The organism is Rhizobium sp. YJ-22 (genome assembly GCF_029601685.1).
Classification (GTDB): domain Bacteria; phylum Pseudomonadota; class Alphaproteobacteria; order Rhizobiales; family Rhizobiaceae; genus Metarhizobium.
Genome location: NZ_JARRIR010000033.1, coordinates 7,915 through 8,486 on the forward strand (window position 1 = coordinate 7,915; position 572 = coordinate 8,486).

General features: G+C 64.0%; 1 pseudogene. It reads right to left on the minus strand.

What is annotated here, in order from left to right:
- Window positions 1–131 precede the first annotated feature (131 nt).
- Window positions 132–572: pseudogene (gene intI1, locus P7F60_RS29970) on the minus strand (class 1 integron integrase IntI1); the annotation flags it as partial.

Below are 572 nucleotides of genomic sequence, written 5' to 3' on the forward strand. Positions count from 1 at the left end.
CATCAGGCAACGACGGGCTGCTGCCGGCCATCAGCGGACGCAGGGAGGACTTTCCGCAACCGGCCGTTCGATGCGGCACCGATGGCCTTCGCGCAGGGGTAGTGAATCCGCCAGGATTGACTTGCGCTGCCCTACCTCTCACTAGTGAGGGGCGGCAGCGCATCAAGCGGTGAGCGCACTCCGGCACCGCCAACTTTCAGCACATGCGTGTAAATCATCGTCGTAGAGACGTCGGAATGGCCGAGCAGATCCTGCACGGTTCGAATGTCGTAACCGCTGCGGAGCAAGGCCGTCGCGAACGAGTGGCGGAGGGTGTGCGGTGTGGCGGGCTTCGTGATGCCTGCTTGTTCTACGGCACGTTTGAAGGCGCGCTGAAAGGTCTGGTCATACATGTGATGGCGACGCACGACACCGCTCCGTGGATCGGTCGAATGCGTGTGCTGCGCAAAAACCCAGAACCACGGCCAGGAATGCCCGGCGCGCGGATACTTCCGCTCAAGGGCGTCGGGAAGCGCAACGCCGCTGCGGCCCTCGGCCTGGTCCTTCAGCCACCATGCCCGTGCACGCGACAG